A 14676-nucleotide genomic window follows, 5' to 3' on the forward strand; every position below is an offset into this window, starting at 1 on the left:
CGGGCAGCTGCCCGGCCACCCACGCCCGGTCGGGCTCCCGCTCCAGGCGCTTGAGCTCCGCGTCCAGTTCGAGCCCGTGGGCGCTCAGCCGGTGGAACAGGTCGAGCGACTCCTTCAGCGAGGCGTCCTCGCCGACGCCCGCCTGCAGCGCCTCCTGGGTGGCGCGCATCGAGGTGCGCAGCGAGAGCCGCAGCCGGGCCAGCTCTCCGGCGGCTCCCGCCTGGCCGAAGCTCTTGGCCCGCAGCGTGGTGTGCTCGACCGTGCGCCGGGCCTGGTTCAGGGTGCGGTCGACGCCCCGCGCGGCGGCCTTCGCGACCTTCACGGCGACGAACACCCCGAGCGCCACGAAGGACAAGAAGAGCAGCGCCATGATCGTGATAATCGTGGCTTCCATGTGCGCCCCTCCGGCGTCCGTCGAATTCCCACGGCTGTGGTTCTTCCACGTTAAACGGAACGGGCAGGTTGGGGGTTCCATCGGAACCCCCAACCTGCCCGTAGGGGAAACCCCTATGTGCCGCTAGCCGGCGACGATGTTGACCAGCTTCGGCGCGCGCACGATCACCTTGCGGATCTGGGCGCCGCCCAGCGCCGCGACCACGTGCGGGTCGGCCAGCGCCAGCGTCTCGAGGTCCGCGTCCGTGATCGACGGCGGGACCTCCAGGCGGGCCTTGACCTTGCCCTTGATCTGCACGACGCAGGTCACGGTCTCGTCGACGACGTACGCCGGGTCGGCGACCGGGAAGTCCTGGTGGACGACCGAGTCGGTGTGGCCCAGCTTGCGCCACAGCTCCTCGGCGATGTGCGGGGCCAGTGGGGCGACCAGCAGCACCAGCTGCTCGGCGACCGACCGGGAGATCGCGCCACCGGACTTGGTCAGGTGGTTGTTCAGCTCGGTGATCTTGGCGATGGCGGTGTTGAAGCGCATCGCGGCCATGTCCTGGGCGACGCCGTCGATCGCCTTGTGCAGGGCGCGCAGCGTGTCCTCGTCGGGCGCGGTGTCGACGACCGTGACCTCGCCGGTCGCCTCGTCGACGACGTTGCGCCACAGCCGCTGCAGCAGCCGGTACTGGCCGACCACCGCGCGCGTGTCCCAGGGGCGGGAGACGTCCAGCGGACCCATCGCCATCTCGTACAGGCGCAGGGTGTCGGCGCCGTACTCGGAGCAGATCTCGTCCGGCGTGACCGCGTTCTTCAGGGACTTGCCCATCTTGCCCAAGACGCGGCTGACCTTCTCGCCCTGGTACCAGAAGCCGCCGTCCCGCTCCTCGACCTCGGCCGCCGGCACGGCGATCCCGCGCGCGTCCCGGTAGACGAAGGCCTGGATCATGCCCTGGTTGTACAGCTTGTGGAACGGCTCGGCCGAGGAGATGTGGCCCAGGTCGAACAGGATCTTCGACCAGAAGCGCGCGTACAGCAGGTGCAGCACGGCGTGCTCGGCGCCGCCGACGTACAGGTCGACGCCGCCGGTCGGCATGCCCTCGCGGGGGCCCATCCAGTACTGCTCGACGGCGGGGTCGACCAGCTTCTCGGAGTTGTGCGGGTCGAGGTAGCGCAGCTCGTACCAGCAGGAGCCGGCCCAGTTGGGCATGGTGTTGGTCTCGCGCCGGTAGCGGCGCGGACCGCGGCCGTCGCCCAGGTCCAGGGTGACGTTGACCCAGTCCTCGTTGCGGGACAGCGGGGTCTCCGGCTGGGTGTCCGCGTCGTCGGGGTCGAAGGTGCGCGGCGAGTAGTCCTCGACCTCCGGCAGCTCCAGGGGCAGCATCGACTCGGGCAGCGAGTGGGCGACGCCGTCCTCGTCGTAGACGATCGGGAAGGGCTCGCCCCAGTACCGCTGGCGGCTGAACAGCCAGTCGCGGAGCCGGAAGTTGACGGTGCCCTCGCCGATGCCGCGGTCGGCCAGCCAGGCGGTGATCTTCGCCTTGGCGTCGACGACGCCCAGGCCGTCCAGGGAGATCTCGTCGTTGGCCGAGTTGACCAGCTTCGCCTCGTACGAGGAGAAGGCGTCGTCCCAGGTCGACGGGTCGGTGCCGCGGTCGTCCGAGGGCTCGACGACGCAGCGCATCGGCAGCTCGAAGGCGCGCGCGAAGGCGAAGTCACGGCTGTCGTGCGCCGGGACGGCCATGATCGCGCCGGTGCCGTAGCCCATCAGGACGTAGTCGGCGATGAAGACGGGGACCTGGGCGCCGCTGACCGGGTTGGTCGCGTACGCGCCGGTGAAGACGCCGGTCTTGTCCTTGGCCTCGGCCTGGCGCTCGACGTCGGACTTGGAGGCGGCCTGCTTGCGGTAGGCGTCGACGGCCTCGGAGGGGGTGGCGTGACCGCCGGTCCACACCTCGTGGGTACCCTCGGGCCAGGCGGCCGGGACGATCTTCTCGACCAGGTCGTGCTCGGGCGCCAGGACCATGTAGGTGGCGCCGAACAGGGTGTCCTGGCGGGTGGTGAAGACGGTGATGGCTCCGGTGTCGCCGACCTGGAAGTCGACGCGGGCGCCCTCGGAGCGGCCGATCCAGTTCCGCTGCTGCAGCTTGATGGCCTCGGGCCAGTCCAGCGCGTCCAGGTCGTCGAGCAGGCGGTCCGCGTAGGCGGTGATCCGCATGTTCCACTGGCGCAGCTTGGCCTTGAAGACGGGGAAGTTGCCGCGCTCGGAGCGGCCGTCGGCGGTGACCTCCTCGTTGGCCAGGACGGTGCCCAGGCCGGGACACCAGTTGACGGGCGCGTCGGAGGCGTACGCCAGGCGGTACTCGCCCAGGACGTCGGAGCGCTCGGCGGCGCTCAGCTCGCTCCACGCGCGCGTGCCGGGGACCTCACGCGTGCCGTTCTCGAACTGCTCGATCAGCTCGGCGATCGGCCGGGCCTTCTTGGCCTCGTCGTCGTACCAGGAGTTGAAGATCTGCAGGAAGATCCACTGGGTCCACTTGTAGTACTCCGGGTCGATCGTGGCGAACGACCGGCGCTTGTCGTGGCCCAGGCCCAGCCGGCGCAGCTGGACCTTCATGTTCTCCATGTTGGCCTCGGTGGACACGCGCGGGTGCGTGCCCGTCTGCACGGCGTACTGCTCGGCCGGCAGGCCGAAGGCGTCGAAGCCCAGGGTGTGCAGCACGTTGTGGCCGGTCATGCGCGCGTGGCGGGCGAAGACGTCCGTGGCGATGTAGCCGAGCGGGTGGCCGACGTGCAGGCCCGCACCCGAGGGGTACGGGAACATGTCCATGATGAACTTCTTGGGCAGGGCGGCGACCGCGGGATCGCCCGCCAGGTCACCGGTGGGGTTCGGCGCCTCGTAGGTTCCCTCGGCGTCCCAGAAGTCCTGCCAGCGTGCCTCGATGTCGGCGGCCATGGCCGCCGTGTAGCGATGAGGGGCCGCCGTCTCGGCGGCCGTCGTGATCTCGGTCATGGTCCTTGATGCTCCATCGATCGTCTCTGCCCACTGCCACGAACTGCCCGAAATGAAAAATCCCCTCGCACAGGAGGGGATGCCGCGCCGACTCCGACGGGATGTCTGTCACCCGTCGGGACTGGTCAGCGCGGCTCGGTAAGCAGGAGGCGTACGGCACGCATGGCGCCAGGGTACCGCAGGGCCCGAGCGGGCCGCACCGACGTTCCACGGAGCGGCGCCGGAGGACCGCGCACGAAAGAAGCGGGCCACCCTGTCCGGGTGACCCGCTTCTTCGATCTGTGGAGCTAAGGAGAATTGAACTCCTGACCTCCTGCATGCCATGCAGGCGCTCTACCAACTGAGCTATAGCCCCGCGTGCGGGAATTATTCAGATTACCGCAGAACCGGCGCGAGCCATCCGGACCGGATGGCTCACTTCCGTTCTGTGGAGCTAAGGAGAATTGAACTCCTGACCTCCTGCATGCCATGCAGGCGCTCTACCAACTGAGCTATAGCCCCTTGAGATGCCGTCCGCTTCGATCTTCTTCGTCGCGGCGACGAACAGAACAGTAACGGCCCGCCCGGCAGATCTCCAAATCGATTCTCCGGACCCTCCCGACCTGCCGGGTAGGGTCGCCGACTGTGTCCGTCTCCGTGCTCTCCAAAACCCGCGCCCGGCCGTGGCCCCTGGCCACCGCCGCGGCGGTCTGCCTGCTCTCGTTCGCGGCCTTCTGGGTGGCGCAACGCCTCGCCCACGTGAACATGCTCGACGTCATGGTCTACCGGGCCGAGGGGGAGACGGTCCGGGCCGGCGGCGACCTGTACGCGATGCGGGCGACCTCGGCGAACCTCGGCATGACCTACCCGCCCTTCGCGGCCCTGCTGTTCGTCCCGCTGACCCTGGTGGGCGTCCCTCTGATGCGGACGCTGACCACGGCGGGAAACCTGCTCCTGGTGGTCGCCCTGGTGCAGCTGTCGCTCCAGCTGATCCGCCCCTCCCTGTCCCGTACGGACCTGTGGCGCACCACGCTGTGGATCGCCGCCGTCGTGGTCTGGTGCGAGCCGGTGTGGACGACCCTGCGGTACGGCCAGATCAACCTGCTCATAGCGGTGGCGGTGCTCTGGGACCTCACCCGCCGCGAGGGCAGCCGCTGGGCCGGCCTGGGCATCGGCCTGGCGACCGCGGTGAAGCTCACACCGGGACTCTTCGTGGTCCTGCTGCTCGCCGCGGGCCTGCTCCTGTGGCGCCGGGACCGGGGCATGAACCAGTGGCTGCGCACGGCGCTGACGGCGACCGGGGTGTTCCTCGGGACGACACTGGCCGTGGCGCTCGCCCTGCCCGCGGACTCGAAGCGGTTCTGGACGGAGACCCTGTTCGAGACCGGCCGGGTCGGCTTCGCCGAGGAGACCGCGAACCAGTCGATCCGCGGGGTCCTGGCGCGGCTGATGCACACGGACGACCCGGGCATGTGGTGGGCGGTGACCGCGGCCGTCCTGGGCGGCGCGGCGATGGTGCTCGCGGTACGGGCGGCGGTGCGCGGCGACAAGGCGGTGGCCGTGGTCGTCTGCGCGTTCACGGCGCTGATGATCAGCCCGATCTCCTGGTCCCACCACTGGGTCTGGTGCGTGCCCCTGCTGATCCTGCTCGCGGACCGCGCCACGCGCGCGTGGCCGGTGACGGGGGCCGTGGCGCTGGCCTTCGCGTCGTTCGCGCTGTGGTGGGTCCCGCACGACCCGGGCCGCCCCGAACTCGACCAGAACGCGGGGCAGATGTTGCTGTCGGCGATCTATCCGCTGACGGCGACGGCGCTGTTCGTGGGATACGCGTGGACGCTGCGGCGTCAGGCCGTGGCGAAGGAGTAGAACCGCTTGAGGGTGCAGTGCTCGTCGAGGAGCCGGCCGTAGATCGGCTCCCCCTCCAGCTCGCGGTAGGTCTCGATCGGGTCGCCTTTTATGATCAGCGCCCGCGCGCACTCCTCGCACCAGTACTGGAACCCGGGGTTGACGGGGTCCATGTCGCGCACGATGGGCGTACCGCTGCCGCACCAGTCGCACTTCCGCCTGTGTGCACCCATGAATCAGCTCCAGCTGTGGCCGCAGGCCGTACACCCATAGGACGCCCTGCCGTTGTCGCCGAGCACGTGGGTCACCCTCCCGTCCGGATCCTCGTCCCCCTCCGGCCGTCCGATTCTGCCATGGCCCCGCAAGAGGGTCAGCGCGATCGTCGCGGCAGTCCCGTCACGGCGCCCACGACGGAGGCCGCGGCCATGGCCAGGGCGGTCACCCACAGCGCGTCGGCGGAGTCCTGAGCTCCGGAACCCGCGTACCGGCCGAGGAAGAGGGTGCCGAAGGTGGCGACGCCGACGAGCTGGCCGAGCTGCGTGACGGTGGCGAGCAGTCCACTGGCGTCGGCCGCGTCCTCGGGGCGTACGGTGGCCAGCGCCCCGGTCAGGGCCGGGCTGAAGGCCAGCGAGATCCCCGCGCCGAAGGCGCCCAGGGCCGGGTAGAGCCCCCAGCCGCCGGTGCCGCCGTCCGCGAGCAGTCCCCCGACGGCGAGGGCCGCGGCGGCCGCGAGCACGAATCCGGCCGGGACCAGGGCGCGGTGCAGCCGGACCGGCCAGCGCCGCCAGGTCAGGCCGACTGCCCCGAAGACGACCGCGGCGGGGCCGAAGGTGAGTCCGGCGCGCAGGGCGCTGTGGCCGAGCCCGCCCTGCAGGTGCAGGGTGAGGGTGAACAGGAAGCCGGCGTTGACGCCCATCGCCACGGAGATCCACAGGACGGCCCGCCCCATCCCCGGGATGCGCAGGACGCGCGGGGCGATCAGCGGTGCGCCGCCGCGCCGGGCGAGCCGGGACTCGTACGCGCCGAAGACGGCGGCGAGCACCAGCGAGCCGCCGAGGGAGAGCCAGGACCACAGCGGCCAGTCCTGCTCCTGTCCGAGGACCAGGGGGACGGTCAGCAGGGACACTGCGGCGGCGAGCAGGAACAGACCCGGCAGGTCGAGGGCACGCGCACGCGTGGCTCCGGCGTGGGCGTCACGGGGCAGCACCCGGGCGCCGAGGACGAGCAGGGCGATCCCGATGGGGACGTTGACCAGGAAGACCGGCCGCCAGCCGGTGCCGAAGAGGTCGGCGCTCACCAGGACCCCGCCGACGACCTGGCCGGCGGCCGCGCCGGTGGCCAGGACCGCGGAGTAGGCGCTGAGGGCCCGGACCCGGCGGTCGCCCGTGAAGTTGCGCTGGATGAGGCTGAGCACCTGAGGGATCATCAGCGCGGAGCCCGCGCCCTGGACAAGGCGGAAGGCGATCAACTGGCCGGTTCCCGCGGCGAGTCCGCAGGCGAGGGAGGCGGCGGTGAACAGGGCGAGCCCGCCGAGGTACGCCCGGCGGTGGCCGATCAGGTCGCCGAGACGGGCGCCGGTGATCAGCAACACCGCGTAGGTGATGGTGTATCCGGCGATGACGAGCTGGAGCGCGCCTCCGGATGCGGAGAGTTCGGCCCTGATGGTGGGGGCGGCGACGTTGACGATGAAGACGTCGAGGAGTGCCATGAACTGGGCGGCGAGGACCACTCCGAGCAGCAGGCCGGGGCGGTTGTCGGTGGCACGGTCTTTACTGAGTGCGGGACGTGTCGTGGTCGAGGTCATGCGACGAGCGTGACCGCGATCGGATACGGGTAACGAGAGCCCGCCGATGCTGGTACTGACACCACCTGGCAGCGGCGGCACGGGGACTCGACCATGGGGGTGTGACGATTGTGGCAGTACCACCGACGCAGCGACGGCGACGACCGGAACTGGCCGCGTTCCTGCGCAGCCGCCGCGCCAGGGTGACCCCGGAGGACGTGGGTATGCCGCCGGGACTCCGCCGGCGCACGCCGGGGCTGCGCCGCGAGGAGGTCGCCCAGCTCTCCGGCGTCGGCGTCACCTGGTACACCTGGCTGGAGCAGGGCCGGCCGATCAACGCCTCCGCGCAGGTCCTCGACGCGGTGGCCCGCACCCTGCGGCTCGACCGGCCTGAGCGCGAGCACCTCTACCACCTCGCCGAAGTGCCGTACGCCCCGGACCGGTCCGCCTCGGACGTCCCGGAGGTCAGCCCGGAGATCCAGGGGATCCTCGACGCCCTGGACCCGCTCCCGGCGGTGCTCTACAACGCGCGGTACGACGTGCTCGCGACCAACGTCCTGTACGAGCGGCTCCTGATACAGGGCCGACAGGGCATGGACACCGGCCCGTTCGGCATACGCAATGTGCTCTGGGCGCTCTTCAGCATGCCGGGGCCCAAGTGCCCGGTGGTCGACAGGAAGCGGGAGCTGCCGCTGATGGTGGCCCAGCTGCGGGGCGCGTACGGCCGCCATGTGGGCGAGCCCGAGTGGGAGGAGTTCGTACGGCGTCTGGCGGAGGTCAGCTCCGAGTTCGCCCGGCTCTGGCGCAGCGGTGACGTGGTCCCCCCGGGGACGCGGGTGAAGACCTTCCGGCACGAGCTGGTGGGCGAGGTCCGGCTGACCTCGGTCTCCCTCTCGGTCAACGGGATGCCGGAGTGCCGGATCGTGACGTACACGCCGAGCGACGAGGAGAGCCGCCGGGGGATCGAGGTCCTCCGCAGGGCGAAGGGGTGACGGAACGACGAATCCCGCCCCCTGGTGGGGACGGGATTCGGTGACTGTGGAGCTAAGGAGAATTGAACTCCTGACCTCCTGCATGCCATGCAGGCGCTCTACCAACTGAGCTATAGCCCCTCGTGTTCTTCGCGCTCCGCGCTGCGAACAAGAAGAACTTTAGCCTGTGACCTGCCGGAAAGTGAAATCCGGGTCCGGCAGGCCGGTCGTGGGGCTCAGTCGTCGTCGCCGAGGACCGGCTCGGGCAGTGTCCCGGCGTTGTGCTCCGTCAGGCGCCAGCCACGGGCGCCCTCGCCGAGCACCGACCAGCAGCAGTTGGAGAGCCCGCCCAGGCTCTCCCAGTGCCGGGCCTCCAGGCCCAGGAGCCGGCCGATGGTGGTGCGGATGGTGCCGCCGTGGCTGACCACGACGAGCGTGCCGTCCTCGGGGAGCTTGTCGGCATGCTCCAGGACCACCGGGGCGGCCCGGTCGGCCACCTCGGTCTCCAGCTCGCCGCCGCCCCGGCGCACGGGCTCGCCGCGCTTCCAGGCGGCGTACTGCTCGCCGTACCGCGCGACGATCTCGTCGTGGGTCAGGCCCTGCCACTCCCCCGCGTACGTCTCGCGCAGGGCGGAGTCGTGGGCGACGGCGTGGCCGGTGAGCGCGGCGAGCTCGGCGGCGGTGGCCGCCGCCCGCTTCAGGTCGGAGGCCACGATGGCGTCCGGCTTGAGCGCGGCGAGCAGCCGTGCGGCCCGGCGCGCCTGGGCGACGCCGGTCTCCGTCAGCTCGATGTCGGTCGAGCCCTGGAAGCGGCGCTCCAGGTTCCAGGAGGTCTGGCCGTGACGCCAGAGGACGATGCGGCGGCCTCTGCCGCCCTTGGTGGCGCTCAGCTCAGCTCACCGTCCGGTCCCTCGGGAAGGCCGGAGCCGGTCTCGATGTCGGCGCCGGTCAGCGCGGCGTGCTCGGCGGCCTTGCCGCGGGTCTTCAGGGCGTCCTCGGGCAGGTCGAGCTCGGGGCAGTCCTTCCACAGCCGCTCCAGGGCGTAGAAGACCCGCTCCTCACTGTGCTGGACGTGGACGACGATGTCGACGTAGTCCAGCAGGATCCAGCGCGCGTCGCGGTCGCCCTCACGGCGGACCGGCTTGGCGCCGAGCTCCTTCTGCAGCCGCTCCTCGATCTCGTCGACGATCGACTTGACCTGGCGGTCGTTGGGTGCGGAGGCGAGCAGGAAGGCGTCGGTGATCGACAGCACGTCGCTGACGTCGTACGCGATGATGTCGTGCGCGAGCCGGTCGGCGGCCGCCTGGGCGGCGGTCTTGACGAGCTCGATGGAACGGTCCGTGGCGGTCACAAGCAGGCTTTCGTCGGCGGTCCAGTACCCCTCCAGGGTCTCACGGACCGCCGACGGCCCCGTCGGCGTTTTCCGGGGCGCCCCTTACCGGGCCCCCGGGGCCTTGTAGTCCTGGCCCAGGATCACGGTGACGGCGATCGTTCCGGAGGGCTTGCCCTTCTCGACCGAGCCGGCGGGCAGCCCCAGCGTCTTGGCCACCTCGACCGCCGTCGCCTTCTGGCTGTCGTCGCCGTAGAGGACCTGCGTCTTCTCCCTGGCCGGAGCGTCGGCGCCGCCCACGAAGGCGTAGCCGCCGTTGATCAGGGCGACCCGGGCGGCCTCGGCCGCCTTCTTGCCCGAGCCGTCCCGCACCGAGACGCGGGGCACCTCGCCCGCCTCGGGGGCGGTGACCTTGCCGCCCAGGATGTCCTTCACCACGCTGTCGCTCGCGCCCTCGGTCAGCGCGCCGTCCTGTCCCACCGGGAGCAGGGCCGTCTTGTAGTCGCCGATCTTGGCGTGCTCGGCGAGCTTGGCCAGGGAGGCGCCGAGGTCCTTCTCGGGGAGCGAGGGGTCGAGGATCTGCTGGAGGGTCTCGATGGTGACCGTGGCCGACTCGGGGTCGCTGGAGATCTTGCGCAGCACCCCGTACAGGACCTGGCCGAAGCGCTGGAGCTGCTTGGCCTCGGCCTCGCCCGGCCCCCGGTAGGTGGCGTAGGCGACGGCGGCGCGGCCGTTCAGCGTCTGCTTCTCGCCCCGCTTCACCAGCGGCTCGGCGCCCTTCTTGGTGTCGGGGACGTCCGTGTCGGTGTCGATCTCGATGCTGCTGACGGACTCGACGAGGTTCTCCAGGTACGGGGTGTCGAGGCGCCAGGTGCCGGCGATCTTCGTCCCGAGCAGGTTGCCGATCGCCTCCCGGGTGCCGCTGGAGCCGTCGTCCTCGACGGACTTCCCGAGGGTGGTCCCGGAGCCCTCGGCGTCGGCGACGACGACGGAGTTGGGGAGGAGGATCGTGGTGCCCTGGCGGGTGGTCGTGTTGTCCACGAGCAGCGCGGTGGAGGTGTTGCCGGTCTTGAGGTCGTGGAGGTGGACGACGATCGTGTCGCGCTGCTGCGGGCCGGTCGCCGTGTTCCCGCCCTTCTGCTCCGGGTCGGAGGAACCGGGGAGCAGGCCCGCGGACCAGAGGTAGCCGACGCCGCCGACGACGGCGAGCACGAGGACGACGACGAGGGCGACGACCCGGTTGCGGCCTCGCCGCCTGGCCTCCTCGCGCCGCTCCGAGCGGCTCTCGGTGAACTTGAGCCAGTCGATGACGTCCTCGGAGTCCTCGTCGGGCTCCTCGATGAACGAGAACTGTTCGGTGCGGTACGCGCGGTCGTCCCCGTCCTGCCGGGACGGGGCGGGGCGCTCGGACGCGGGGCGCTGGCCGGGGACTCCGGCCGGTGCCGCGACCGGGGCGGCCTGGACGGGGGCGGGGGCCTGGACGGGTTCGGCCTGGGCGGCCCACTGCTGTCCGGTGTCGTAGGACGGGTAGGCGTAGCCCTGCTGTCCGTACGGGTCGTACTGCGGGGCCTGGACCGGCTCCTGGGCCGGGGGCTGCTGGGCGTACGGGTCGTAGCCGTACGCCTGCTGCGGCTGCTGCGGCTGCTGCTGCCCGCCGTACGGGTCGTAGTGCTGTGCGGGCGCCTGCTGCTGTGCCTGCTGCTGGTACACCGGCTGCCCGTACTCGTCGTAGCCGATGATCTGCGGCTGCGGATAGTACGGGTCGTACGGGTGCTGCTGATCGTTCACCGGTGCCCCTCCCCGAAGCTCACTTGCCGCGGTACAACTGGCGCTTGTCGATGTAGCGCACCACGCCGTCCGGGACCAGATACCAGACGGGATCGCCCTGCGCGACCCTCGCCCTGCAGTCGGTGGAGGAGATGGCGAGCGCGGGCACCTCGACGAGCGAGACCCCGCCCTTGGGCAGTCCGTCGTCTGTGAGGTCGTGGCCCGGCCGGGTGACGCCGATGAAGTGGGCGAGCGAGAAGAGCTCCTCGGCGTCGCGCCAGGTGAGGATCTGCGACAGCGCGTCGGCCCCGGTGATGAAGAACAGGTCCGAGTCGCTGTTGAGAGACCGCAGGTCCCGCAGGGTGTCGATGGTGTACGTCGCGCCGCCGCGGTCGATGTCGATCCGGCTCACGGAGAACTGCGGGTTGGACGCCGTGGCGATGACCGTCATCAGATAGCGGTCCTCGGGCGACGAGACGGCCTTGTGGCTCTTCTGCCACGGCTCCCCGGTCGGCACGAACACCACCTCGTCCAGGTGGAACAGGGCGGCGACCTCGCTGGCCGCCACCAGGTGTCCGTGGTGGATCGGGTCGAAGGTTCCGCCCATCACGCCGAGTCGGCGCTTGCCGCGCCCGCCAGTAGGCACTTCCTGCTCTCCCATGCGTGCAGAGCCTACTGGCACGGCGGCGGACGCCTGATCAGCGGTCTGAAGGTTCAGCGGTCGCGGTTGAAGCGGGTGGTGATCCACAGCAGCAGAAGCAGGGTGCCGAAGGCACCGAAGCCGGTGAGGTAGGGGCTGAGGCTTTCGTGGTTGCCGCCGTGCTCGGCGCCCTCGGCGAGGGTGACCAGGTGGGCGGCGGTGCTGTGGAGGCTCATCTTCGGCAGACCTATCGATCGGGGATGGGAGCGGAGACTTCGCGCACATCGTATGCGGGCGGTCGCGGCGCGCTCACGCCGACTCAGGCGTTGGCGTCGCGGCCCCTGTCGGTGTCCGTGCCGCCGGCGGCCGTCTCGTCGCCGGCCGTGTCGCCGCTGCGGTACCCGCGCAGCAGGAACCAGGCGAGCAGGGCCCCGCCCACCATCGAGACGAGCAGCAGGATCCGGAGCGTGTCGCCCGGCCCCTGCTGTGCGGTGGCCGCGAGCAGCGCGGCTGCGGCGTCGGCGGTGTCCGGCATGTCGGTCGTGCCCTTCGGTCGTCCTCGGCACCCTAGTTATCCACAGGGTCCCCGGCACACGGTAGCGCCAGCGCCTAGGGTGGGTTCAGTCAGGGGGACGAGCACCGACTCGTACGAACAGGGGGCATCCATGACCGAGAACGACCAGGGGAACGTGCCGAGCAGGCAGCGGAAGCGGTTCCCCGGCATCTCCTCGCGGGCCTACGAGCATCCGGCCGACCGCTCGGCCCTGGTGGCGCTGCGGAAGCTCAGCGGCTTCGACACGGCCTTCAAGGCGCTCAGCGGGCTGCTGCCGGAGCGCAGCCTGCGACTCCTCTACCTCTCGGACTCCGTCCGGGTGAGCGACGCGCAGTTCATCCACCTCAACGACATGCTGAGGGACGCCTGTTACATCCTGGACCTGGAGAAGGTCCCGCCGATGTACGTCGTCCAGGACCCCAAGCCCAACGCGATGTGCATCGGCCTGGACGAGCCGATCATCGTGGTCACCACCGGTCTGGTGGAGCTCCTCGACGAGGAGGAGATGCGGGCGGTCATCGGCCACGAGGTGGGGCACGCCCTGTCCGGGCACTCCGTCTACCGCACGGTCCTGCTGTTCCTCACCAACCTCGCGCTCAAGATCGCCTGGATCCCGCTGGGGACGGTCGCGATCACGGCCATCGTGACCGCGCTGCGCGAGTGGTTCCGCAAGTCCGAGCTCTCCGCCGACCGGGCCGGGCTCCTCGTCGGCCAGGACGTGCGGGCCTCGATGCGCGGCCTGATGAAGATCGCCGGCGGCAACCACCTGCACGAGATGAACGTGGACGCGTTCCTCGCCCAGGCCGACGAGTACGAGAAGGCCGGGGACCTGCGGGACTCGGTCCTGAAGATCCTCAACGTGCTGCCGCGCTCGCACCCCTTCACCACCGTCCGGGCGGCGGAGCTGAAGAAGTGGTCGGAGAGCCGCGACTTCCAGCGGATCATGGACGGGCACTACCCGAAGCGCTCGGAGGACAAGGACACCTCGGTCACGGACTCCTTCCGCGAGTCGGCCGGGCACTACGCCGACACGGTGCGGACCAGCAAGGATCCCCTGCTGAAGCTGGTCGGGGACATAGCCGGCGGCGCCGGTGACCTGGCGGGCGACCTGGGCGGACGGCTGCGCAACCGGTTCGGCGGCGGTCAGGGCGGCCAGAAGGCGGACGGCGACCCGGCCGGGGACGGCAAGGGCGCCGGAGGCCGGGCCGGGAGCGGGTCGGGCGACGGGGCCGGGGACGGTCAGAGCGAGGGCTGAGCGCTCGGCGCGAGCACTCCGCACAGCGCGGGGGCGGCCGGGCGGGCGGTGGCGTACGGGTCGGTGACCGCCGGACCGGCACCCGCGTCGGAGGCCCGCGCTCCCGCCAGGAGCGGCTTCAGGGAGCCCGTGGTGTCGGCGCCGCACGCCTGCGGGCCGGCCTCCACGGTGCTGGTCAGCAGTTCGGCGCGGTGCATGCGCAGGTCCTCGCGGTCGAAGCGGAAGTGCACCACGCGGTGGACCGTGAAGAGGGACGCCGCGGCGACCGGCCCCGTGCCCTGGGAGGCCGGGCGGAGTGCGTAGGTGTACGTGTGGTCCGCGGTGACGTCCAGCGTGTCGGGGTCGACCTCCTCGAAGCGGAGGACGCCCTGTACGCGGGCGGCGGGCTCCGCGAGGGCCACCTGCCGGGGGTCGAAGCGGACGAGCCAGGCGGCGAGGGCGTGCCGGCCGTCGTCGGCGGGCGACTCGACGCTCCGGTCGAACTGTTCCAGCTGGTCCGGGTCGAGCAGCAGGCGCGGGGGCCGGGTGGTCGCCCCGGACAGGACGTCGGGTTCCAGGGCGGAGGCCACCAGGTAGTCCTTGGCGATGCTGAGGCCGGTGACGACCTGGCTCTCGGCGAAGTGGGAGGTGCGCCCCGCGATGGGCAGGTTGATGCCGGCGGCCCCGGTGCGGTACTCGGCGGCCGGGCTGTGGGCGAAGAGCTGGGTGGGTGTGCCGCCCGGGACGGTGCCCTGGGGGGCGAGCGGGACCACGGTGGTCCGCAGGGGCTCGGCCCGCTGGTCGACGGGGAGCTGGTACGGGTTGCGTACGCCCAGGTAGATGGCGGTTCCGAAGGCGAGGAGGATCAGCAGCACGAGCAGGATCGCCTGGCGGGAGCCGCTCCGGCTCTCCCAGGAGGAGCGGTTGCGGACGGCCTGGGCGTGCTCGCCCATCCGCTCCCGGGCCGAGAACTCCTGGAGGTGGGCAGCGCGGATGAACGCCTCGTCGAAGACGACGGATCGGTACTCGTCCTCACCACCGCCGGAGAACCCCTCGGGTGTCTCCTCAGGCGGGTCGCCACGCCCTGCCATACCTTCAGGGTAGGTCTGTGGGGGCTTCGGTAAACGCCCGGAGACAAGTTCGGAGGAATTCCGCCGTCAGTGTGCGTCGCGGAGGGCGCGGG

13 protein-coding genes, 3 tRNA genes and 1 pseudogene are annotated in these 14676 nt (G+C 71.1%); 3 read left to right on the forward strand and 14 right to left on the reverse strand.

What is annotated here, in order from left to right:
• From CCN56_RS11100 to CCN56_RS11115, 4 genes and pseudogenes are all read right to left on the reverse strand, one after another.
• Window positions 1–394 (reverse strand): annotated as a pseudogene (locus CCN56_RS11100) (hypothetical protein); the annotation flags it as partial.
• A 123-nt stretch (window positions 395–517) separates the two neighbouring features.
• Window positions 518–3391 carry a leucine--tRNA ligase gene (gene leuS / locus CCN56_RS11105; RefSeq protein WP_086826012.1) on the reverse strand — a complete coding sequence of 958 codons (2874 nt, stop codon included), beginning with the start codon at window positions 3389–3391 and terminating at the stop codon, window positions 518–520.
• Window positions 3392–3673: 282 nt separating this feature from the next.
• Window positions 3674–3746, reverse strand: a tRNA-Ala gene (locus CCN56_RS11110).
• A 73-nt stretch (window positions 3747–3819) separates the two neighbouring features.
• A tRNA-Ala gene (locus tag CCN56_RS11115) sits at window positions 3820–3892 on the reverse strand.
• 123 nt (window positions 3893–4015) lie between these two features.
• Between CCN56_RS11115 and CCN56_RS11120 the strand changes: the two genes are divergently transcribed.
• Window positions 4016–5236, forward strand: a complete 1221-nt coding sequence (locus tag CCN56_RS11120) for a glycosyltransferase 87 family protein (protein WP_086826014.1) — start codon at window positions 4016–4018, stop codon at window positions 5234–5236.
• Here CCN56_RS11120 and CCN56_RS11125 read toward each other — a convergent pair.
• Together CCN56_RS11125 and CCN56_RS11130 are read right to left on the reverse strand one after the other, a co-directional pair.
• Window positions 5215–5448, reverse strand: a complete 234-nt coding sequence (locus CCN56_RS11125; RefSeq protein WP_015033559.1) for a hypothetical protein — start codon at window positions 5446–5448, stop codon at window positions 5215–5217. The two genes, CCN56_RS11120 and CCN56_RS11125, sit on opposite strands and share 22 nt — an antisense overlap.
• Before the next feature lie 137 nt (window positions 5449–5585).
• Window positions 5586–7019 carry an MFS transporter gene (locus tag CCN56_RS11130; RefSeq protein WP_179199794.1) on the reverse strand — a complete coding sequence of 478 codons (1434 nt, stop codon included), beginning with the start codon at window positions 7017–7019 and terminating at the stop codon, window positions 5586–5588.
• Window positions 7020–7120: 101 nt separating this feature from the next.
• Between CCN56_RS11130 and CCN56_RS11135 the strand changes: the two genes are divergently transcribed.
• Window positions 7121–7990 (forward strand): helix-turn-helix transcriptional regulator, encoded by an 870-nt coding sequence (locus CCN56_RS11135; protein WP_086826016.1) that lies wholly within the window; start codon window positions 7121–7123, stop codon window positions 7988–7990.
• A gap of 47 nt (window positions 7991–8037) precedes the next feature.
• Here CCN56_RS11135 and CCN56_RS11140 read toward each other — a convergent pair.
• The 7 genes from CCN56_RS11140 to CCN56_RS11170 all read right to left on the reverse strand — a co-directional run bounded on the left by CCN56_RS11140 (window position 8038) and on the right by CCN56_RS11170 (window position 12241).
• Window positions 8038–8110, reverse strand: a tRNA-Ala gene (locus CCN56_RS11140).
• A 95-nt stretch (window positions 8111–8205) separates the two neighbouring features.
• A complete protein-coding gene (locus CCN56_RS11145) occupies window positions 8206–8859 on the reverse strand; it encodes a histidine phosphatase family protein (protein WP_086826018.1) in 654 nt (217 codons plus the stop codon).
• Window positions 8856–9320, reverse strand: coding sequence for a ribosome silencing factor (gene rsfS, locus CCN56_RS11150; RefSeq protein ID WP_086826020.1), 465 nt, complete (start codon window positions 9318–9320; stop codon window positions 8856–8858). The genes CCN56_RS11145 and rsfS overlap by 4 nt, the downstream gene beginning before the upstream one ends.
• 84 nt (window positions 9321–9404) lie before the next feature.
• Window positions 9405–11087: an LCP family protein gene (locus CCN56_RS11155; protein ID WP_086826022.1), complete on the reverse strand. Its 1683-nt coding sequence runs from the start codon at window positions 11085–11087 to the stop codon at window positions 9405–9407.
• A gap of 19 nt (window positions 11088–11106) precedes the next feature.
• Window positions 11107–11727: a nicotinate-nucleotide adenylyltransferase gene (gene nadD / locus CCN56_RS11160; protein ID WP_052499085.1), complete on the reverse strand. Its 621-nt coding sequence runs from the start codon at window positions 11725–11727 to the stop codon at window positions 11107–11109.
• 53 nt (window positions 11728–11780) lie between these two features.
• On the reverse strand, window positions 11781–11942 hold the full coding sequence (locus CCN56_RS43095; RefSeq protein ID WP_030684916.1) for a hypothetical protein: 162 nt from the start codon (window positions 11940–11942) through the stop codon (window positions 11781–11783).
• A gap of 83 nt (window positions 11943–12025) precedes the next feature.
• On the reverse strand, window positions 12026–12241 hold the full coding sequence (locus tag CCN56_RS11170) for a hypothetical protein (RefSeq protein ID WP_086826024.1): 216 nt from the start codon (window positions 12239–12241) through the stop codon (window positions 12026–12028).
• 130 nt (window positions 12242–12371) lie between these two features.
• Between CCN56_RS11170 and CCN56_RS11175 the strand changes: the two genes are divergently transcribed.
• Window positions 12372–13514 carry a M48 family metallopeptidase gene (locus tag CCN56_RS11175; protein WP_086826026.1) on the forward strand — a complete coding sequence of 381 codons (1143 nt, stop codon included), beginning with the start codon at window positions 12372–12374 and terminating at the stop codon, window positions 13512–13514.
• On the opposite strand, the gene CCN56_RS11180 is transcribed toward CCN56_RS11175, so the two are convergent.
• Complete coding sequence (locus CCN56_RS11180; RefSeq protein WP_086826028.1) at window positions 13499–14584, reverse strand: hypothetical protein; 1086 nt, start codon at window positions 14582–14584, stop codon at window positions 13499–13501. The two genes, CCN56_RS11175 and CCN56_RS11180, sit on opposite strands and share 16 nt — an antisense overlap.
• Between the last annotated feature and the right edge of the window lie 92 nt (window positions 14585–14676).

The organism is Streptomyces sp. NRRL B-24572, assembly GCF_002156145.1.
Taxonomy (GTDB): domain Bacteria; phylum Actinomycetota; class Actinomycetes; order Streptomycetales; family Streptomycetaceae; genus Streptomyces; species Streptomyces vietnamensis.

Bases quoted from the DNA above. Each gene is read 5' to 3' on its own strand.
- CCN56_RS11125 (WP_015033559.1), bottom strand. From the start codon at position 5,448: ATGGGTGCACACAGGCGGAAGTGCGACTGGTGCGGCAGCGGTACGCCC.
- CCN56_RS11175 (WP_086826026.1), top strand. From the start codon at position 12,372: ATGACCGAGAACGACCAGGGGAACGTGCCGAGCAGGCAGCGGAAGCGG.
- CCN56_RS11180 (WP_086826028.1), bottom strand. From the start codon at position 14,584: ATGGCAGGGCGTGGCGACCCGCCTGAGGAGACACCCGAGGGGTTCTCC.
- CCN56_RS11130 (WP_179199794.1), bottom strand. From the start codon at position 7,019: ATGACCTCGACCACGACACGTCCCGCACTCAGTAAAGACCGTGCCACC.
- nadD (WP_052499085.1), bottom strand. From the start codon at position 11,727: ATGGGAGAGCAGGAAGTGCCTACTGGCGGGCGCGGCAAGCGCCGACTC.
- CCN56_RS43095 (WP_030684916.1), bottom strand. From the start codon at position 11,942: ATGAGCCTCCACAGCACCGCCGCCCACCTGGTCACCCTCGCCGAGGGC.
- leuS (WP_086826012.1), bottom strand. From the start codon at position 3,391: ATGACCGAGATCACGACGGCCGCCGAGACGGCGGCCCCTCATCGCTAC.
- CCN56_RS11170 (WP_086826024.1), bottom strand. From the start codon at position 12,241: ATGCCGGACACCGCCGACGCCGCAGCCGCGCTGCTCGCGGCCACCGCA.